This is a genomic window from Streptomyces sp. NPDC002044 (assembly GCF_040296725.1).
Taxonomy (GTDB): Bacteria; Actinomycetota; Actinomycetes; order Streptomycetales; family Streptomycetaceae; genus Streptomyces; species Streptomyces antarcticus.
Genome location: NZ_JBEOXU010000239.1, coordinates 1 through 6,273, shown reverse-complemented (window position 1 = coordinate 6,273; position 6,273 = coordinate 1). Strand labels below are relative to the sequence as shown.

The window sequence follows — 6,273 nt, the reverse complement described above, 5'->3', positions numbered from 1 at the left end:
GTCGCCCCGGGGCGCGTCACCCGGGGCCATCCCACCACGCACGCCGCACCCGGCCCCCGAAGCGGGGCGGGCGCGGCGCGGCGCTGCGCGGGGTCGGGCCGGGGGTCAGCCGGTGCGGTGGGCGGCGGCGTGGGCGGCGATGACGTCGGCGTAGTGGCGGCCGCTGGTCTTGACGGTGCGGCGCTGGGTCGCGTAGTCGACGTGGACCAGGCCGAAGCGCTTGTCGTAGCCGTAGGCCCACTCGAAGTTGTCCAGCAGGGACCAGGCGTAGTAGCCGGCCACGGGCGCGCCGCGGCGGGCCGCGCGGGCGCAGGCGGCGAGGTGGGCGGTCAGGTAGGCGGTGCGCTCGGGGTCGTGGACGCTGCCGTCGGGGGCGACGGTGTCGGCGTACGAGGAGCCGTTCTCGGTGATCCGGATCTCCTGGGCGCCGTACTCCTGGTGGAGCCGCATGATCAGGGTCTCCAGTCCGTCGGCGTCGACCTCCCAGTCCATGCCGGTGCGGGGGGCGTCCGGCCGGGCGATCTGGCGGGCGTGGGGGGCGGGGCCGTGCGGGTCGGCGGTGACGACTTGCGGGAAGTAGTAGTTCAGGCCGGTCCAGTCGAGGGGGGCGGCGATGGTGTCGAGGTCGCCGGGGCGCTCGGGGAGGTCCACGCCGTACACCTCGCGCATGTCGGCGGGGAAGCCGCGGCCGTGGACGGGGTCGAGCCACCAGCGGTTGACGTGGCCGTCCATCCGGCGGGCGGCGGCGCGGTCCGCGTCGCGGGCGGTGGCGGGTTCGACGGTGGAGAGGTTGTTGACGATGCCGATCCGGGCTCCGGGGGCGGCGGCGCGGACGGCCTGGGCGGCGAGGCCGTGGCCGAGCAGGAGGTGGTAGGAGGCGCGGACGGCGGCGGTGAGGTCGGCGGTGCCGGGGGCCATCTTGCCCTCCAGGTGGCCGATCCACGCCGAGCAGAGCGGCTCGTTCAGGGTCGTCCACTGGGTGACGCGGTCGCCGAGCCGCTCGGCGACGAGGCCGGCGTACGCGGCGAAGTGCTCGGCGGTGGCCCGCTCGGGCCATCCGCCGCGATCCTGGAGGGCCTGGGGCAGGTCCCAGTGGTAGAGGGTGACGGAGGGTTCGACGCCGGCGTCGAGCAGGCCGTCGATGAGCTGGTCGTAGAAGTCGAGGCCCTTGGCGTTGACGGGTCCGTCGCCTGCGGGCACGATCCGCGGCCAGGCGACGGAGAGGCGGTAGGCGTTCGTGCCGAGCTGCCGCATGAGGGCGATGTCGTCGCGCCAGCGGTGGTAGTGGTCGCAGGCCGTGTCTCCGGTGTGGCCGCCGTCGATGGCGCCGGGGACGCGGGAGAAGGTGTCCCAGATGGAGGGCGCGCGGCCGTCCTCGTCGACCGCTCCTTCGATCTGGTAGGCGGAGGTGGCGGTGCCCCAGGCGAAGCCGGCGGGCAGGGCGGCGAGGTCGACGGCCTGGGCGTCGGTGACGGGGAGGCTTTCGGAAAGGGTCATTTGACGGCTCCTGCCGTGAGTCCGGCCACCAGGTACTTCTGCAGCAGCAGGAATCCGGCGACGACGGGGATGCTGACGACGAGCGAGGCGGCCATGATCTGGTTCCAGTAGACGTCGTTCTGCGTGGAGTAGCCCTGCAGGCCGACGGCGAGGGTGCGCGTGGCGTCGTTCGTCATGACGGAGGCGAAGAGGACCTCGCCCCAGGCCGTCATGAAGGCGTACACGGCGACGGCGACGATCCCGGGGACCGCGGCCGGGATCACGACGCGGAAGAGGGCGCCGAGCGGGCCGCAGCCGTCGACGGTGGCCGCTTCGTCGAGGTCGCGGGGTACGGAGTCGAAGTACCCGATGAGCATCCAGATGGAGAAGGGGAGGGAGAAGGTGAGGTAGGTGAGGATCAGCCCGCCGCGCGAGCCGTAGAGCGCGACGCCGGTGCTGTTGCCGATGTTCACGAAGATCAGGAACAGCGGGAGGAGGAAGAGGATCCCCGGGAACATCTGCGTCGACAGGACGGTGACGGTGAACAGGCGTTTGCCGCGGAAGCGGTAGCGGCTGACCGCGTAGGCCGCGAACACGGCGATGACCACGGAGCAGACGGTGGCGGCGCCCGCCACGATCAGGGAGTTCACGAAGTACTTGGCGAGCGGGACGGTGTGCCAGATGTCGATGTACGGACGGATGGTGAGCCCGCTGGGGATCCAGCGGAACTCTCCGGCGACGTCCTTGAGCGGCTTGAGCGAGCTGGTGACCATCACGTAGACGGGCAGCAGGACGAAGCCGGACAGCAGGGTGAGGAACACGCCCCGGATCACCCGGAAGGACGGGGGCGGGTCGAGCGGGCTGCGCGCTCTAGCGGGCATCGGCGTCCTTCCGGCTGCGGCTGGTGAAGAGGAGGTAGCCGGCGGTGACCAGCAGGAGGAACAGCAGCAGGAGGACGGACATGGCCGATCCGGTGCCGAAGTTCCAGGTCACGAAGCTCGACTGGTAGATGTGGATGGAGATCAGGTCGGCGGCTTCGGGGGCCGATTTGCCGAAGAGCACGAACGGCGTGTTGAAGTCGTTGAAGGTCCACAGGAACAGCACGAGGATCAGGACCTGGTTGACGGCGCCGACCGAGGGCAGCGTGATCCGGCGGATCTGCTGCCAGATGCCCGCGCCGTCCAGGGCGGCCGCCTCGTAGAGGTCCCTGGGGATGTTCTGGAGGGCGGCCATCACGATGAGGAAGGCGAACGGCCAGCCCTTCCAGACGGAGACCGTCAGCAGGGCCCAGAAGCTGTTGTCACCGAGCAGCCAGAAGGTGTGCTCGGCGCCGCCGAGGCCGAGTTGGTCGTGCAGGAGGTGGTTCACCATGCCGTTGTCGCGCTGGAACATGAACGCCCAGGTGATGACGGCCGCGTACACGGGCAGGGCGTACGGGACGAGGAACAGCGCCCGCAGGATGCCGCGGCCGCGGAACGTCTCCTGCATGAACACGGCGGCCGCGGTGCCCAGCAGCCAGCACAGGCCGACCGAGAGCAGGGTGAACAGGCAGGTGGTGACGAACGAGCCGAGGAGGGCCTCGCCGACGGGCCGGTTGACGTCGACGGCGAGTTCGTAGTTGTCGAAGCCCGTCCAGGGGGCGCGGGACCAGTCGCGGATGTAGAACTGGGTGAGCTCGCGGAAGCTCATCGTGATGCCCATGACCATCGGGACGAGGTGGATGAGCAGTTCGAGGAGCAGCGCGGGCAGCAGCAGGAGGTAGGGCAGGGCGGCGCGGCGCAGGCGTCCCGGGCGGCGGACGCCTCCGGGACGTCGCGCGCGGGCAGGGGGGCGGGAGTCCCCTGCCTCGGCGTCGGGCAGGATCGTGGTGGGCGCGGAGGTCATCGGGCTCGGCTCAGTTCGACATCTGCTGCTGGGCCTTGGTGAGCCGTGTCCTGACCGATTCGGTCGTCACCGGGCGGCCGGCTGCGGCTTCGGCGAAGAGCTCCTTGACGGCGGTTCCGACGGCCGTCTCGAACTGCGACTCCTCGGGGACCTGCGGGAGCGGGGCGGCGCTGGTGGCCAGGGTGTCGCGCAGGACCGTGAGGTCCTCGCCGGCGAAGGCGATGTCGGTCTGGGCGGCCTTGACCGGCGGGACGGACCCATAGGTCTTGTTGAGGATCTTCTGCTCCTCGTCGCTGGTCATGAACTTCACGAACTTCAGGGCGCCGTCGATGTTGTCGGTGTTCTTGAAGACGGCCATGTTGATGCCGGCGACCATGGAGTTGGTGTTCTTCCCGGAGCCGGGGGTGCCGCCCGCGGGGACCGGGACCGGGGCCACGCCCCAGTCCCCCTCCTTCATGCCGTGCGCCTTGAAGCTGCTGGCGGCGCTCTGCCACAGGACCATGGCGGTCTTGCCGTTGGCGAAGTCCTGGAGGGACTGGTTCTTGTCGTACTCGGCATTGCCGGGCGCGATGATCTTGTCCTTGGCCATCAGGTCCACGTACTGCTTGACGGCGTCGACGTTGGCGGGGCTGTCGAAGGTGGGCTTGCCGGAGGCGTCGAAGAAGTCCGCGCCGTGCTGCTTGGCGAAGACGAAGGCCTGGTGGATGTTGTTGGAGAGGTTCGAACCCTCGGCGCCCAGGGCCCACTTACCGTCCTTGGACAGCTTCTGGCCGGTGGTGACCATCTCGTCCCAGGTGGCCGGGGGCTTCTCGATGCCCGCCTCCTGGAACATCTTCTTGTTGTAGTAGAGCGCGTACGACATCGAGTACAGCGGCACGGCCGCCGGGTCCTGGCCGGCGGCGCCCGCCGAGCCGATGGCGGACGCGACGAACCGGTCCTTGCCGCCGATGGCCTCGAAGTTCTGCGCGTTCCAGGGCAGCAGGGCTCCGGTGGCCTGCAGCGAGGAGGACCACGTGTTGCCGATGTTGAGGACGTCGGGGCCCTGACCGGAGGCGGTGGCCGCCAGGATCCGGTTGAGCAGGTCCGACCAGGGGACCACCTCGAGCTTGACCTTGATGCCGGTCTGCTCCTCGAACTTCTTCAGTTCCGGACCGAGCGTCGCCTGGTCCGCCGTGATGTCGGGGCCCTGGTTGGAGGCCCAGTAGGTGAGCTCCTTGGGGGCCGAGTTGGAGCCGCCCTCGTTGTCCGCGGATCCTCCGCCACAGGCGGTGACGGCGGAGAGGAGGGAGACTGCGACGGCGGCGGCTGCGGCGGCTCTGGTTCTGCGCATGACGGCTCGGTCCCTTTCGGCAGGGTCGGAGGAAGGCCCGCGGGGTCGGCGGGGAGGCACCGGGAATCGTCCGCCCCCGGCATCTCCGCTGCGCCCGTTTTTGTCCAGACCTTAATTTAGGACGTGAGTTAAGCCTCGCCGGAGGGTCGCGTCAAGGGGTCGCGCAAGGGTATGTTGCGAGCGAAGTGACGCCGACGTCACTGCGGAAGGGGCCAGATGACCACGGGGCGTAGCGGACGTACGGTGCGGGACCTGCGGCGCGGCAACCGGAGCGCCGTTCTCCAGCGGCTCTACTTCGGCGGGCCGATGAGCCGGCAGGAACTGGGGCCCGCCACCGGGCTCAGCTCGGGATCCGTCAGCAATGTCGTGGGCGAGCTCGTCGCGGACGGACTGCTGGAGGAGGCGGGCGTCGTCGACTCCGACGGCGGCCGGCCCCGCACCCTGCTGCGCGTCGCGCCCGGCAGCGCCCACATGATCGGGGTGGACGTCGGCGAGACCCGTGTCCGTGTCGAGCTGTTCGACCTCACCCTGACCGAACTCGCGCGCACGGAACTGCCGTTGCTGCCCCGCGGCTGCTACGACGTCGGCCCCATCGTCGACCACATCCGGACCGGCATCGCCACGGTCCTCGCCGAGGCCGGGGTCGGTACGGAGCGGCTGCTCGGCGTCGGAGTCGGCGTGCCGGGCATCGTGGACCGCGGGTCGCCCGGCGGAGCCGTGGTGCACGGCCAGACCATCGGCTGGGACGCGGTGCCGCTGGAGGCGCTGCTGCGGGCGACGGGAGCCCTGCCGGACGAGGTCCCGTACATCATCGACAACGGCGCCCGGACGCTCGGTCAGGCCGAGATGTGGTTCGGCGCGGGGCGCGGCGCCCGCGAGGCGGTGGTCGTGCTGTTCGGCTCGGGCGTCGGCGCGAGTCTGATCACGGACGGCTCGCCGGAGGGCGGCACCACGGAGGGAACCCCTCTGGAGTGGGGCCACTTGACGGTGTCGGTCCGGGGCCGGCGGTGCCGGTGCGGGGCCCTGGGCTGTCTGGAGGCATACACCGGGGCGGAGTCCCTGCTGGCCCGGTGGACCGAACGGGGCGGACGCCCGGGGGACTCGGCCGACGAGGAGGAGGCCGTGGCCGCCCTCCTCGCGGCGGCCGGCGCGGCGGACCCGGTCGCGCTGGAGGTGCTGGAGGAGACGGCGGAGTACCTGGGCGCCGGACTGTCGGACCTGATCAACCTGTTCCGGCCCGAGCGGATCCTGATCGGCGGCTGGGCGGGCCTGATGCTGGGCCCGCACATCCTCCCCGCCGTACGGGAGCACGCGACGCGGTACTCCCTGCGCCACCCGGCCGGCCGGGTCGCCATCAGCATGGGCTCCCTGGGCCCGGACGCGGTCACGGTGGGCGCTGCCACCCTCCCGCTGTCGGCGTTCTTCACGACGGGCGGCCGCCGCGCGGCCCCCGAGCAGCGGACGGAACCCCCGGGCTGGCGCACGGCCCTGGACGTCCGCGGCGAGGCGGCGGCGGCCCGCCGGGCCTGACGGCGGGAAGGGGGACCCGACGTCTCGGCCACCGAGTTCGTCGTGCACATGGC

At 71.2% G+C, this 6,273-nt stretch carries 5 protein-coding genes; 1 reads left to right on the top strand and 4 read right to left on the bottom strand.

Annotated elements, in window-relative coordinates; genetic code table 11:
* Positions 1-105: 105 nt before the first annotated feature.
* The 4 genes from ABT106_RS30615 to ABT106_RS30600 are packed head-to-tail and all read right to left on the bottom strand — an operon-like array spanning position 106 to position 4,690.
* On the bottom strand, positions 106-1,497 hold the full coding sequence (locus ABT106_RS30615; RefSeq protein WP_351283949.1) for a GH1 family beta-glucosidase: 1,392 nt from the start codon (positions 1,495-1,497) through the stop codon (positions 106-108).
* Positions 1,494-2,357: a carbohydrate ABC transporter permease gene (locus tag ABT106_RS30610; protein ID WP_351283947.1), complete on the bottom strand. Its 864-nt coding sequence runs from the start codon at positions 2,355-2,357 to the stop codon at positions 1,494-1,496. Before ABT106_RS30610 ends, ABT106_RS30615 begins: the two co-directional genes overlap by 4 nt.
* Positions 2,347-3,360 carry a carbohydrate ABC transporter permease gene (locus tag ABT106_RS30605; RefSeq protein ID WP_351283945.1) on the bottom strand — a complete coding sequence of 338 codons (1,014 nt, stop codon included), beginning with the start codon at positions 3,358-3,360 and terminating at the stop codon, positions 2,347-2,349. Before ABT106_RS30605 ends, ABT106_RS30610 begins: the two co-directional genes overlap by 11 nt.
* A 10-nt stretch (positions 3,361-3,370) precedes the next feature.
* Positions 3,371-4,690 carry an ABC transporter substrate-binding protein gene (locus ABT106_RS30600; protein WP_351283942.1) on the bottom strand — a complete coding sequence of 440 codons (1,320 nt, stop codon included), beginning with the start codon at positions 4,688-4,690 and terminating at the stop codon, positions 3,371-3,373.
* A gap of 216 nt (positions 4,691-4,906) precedes the next feature.
* On the opposite strand from ABT106_RS30600, the gene ABT106_RS30595 reads away from it, so the two are divergent.
* Positions 4,907-6,220 (top strand): ROK family transcriptional regulator, encoded by a 1,314-nt coding sequence (locus ABT106_RS30595; RefSeq protein ID WP_351283940.1) that lies wholly within the window; start codon positions 4,907-4,909, stop codon positions 6,218-6,220.
* The last annotated feature ends 53 nt before the right edge of the window (positions 6,221-6,273 follow it).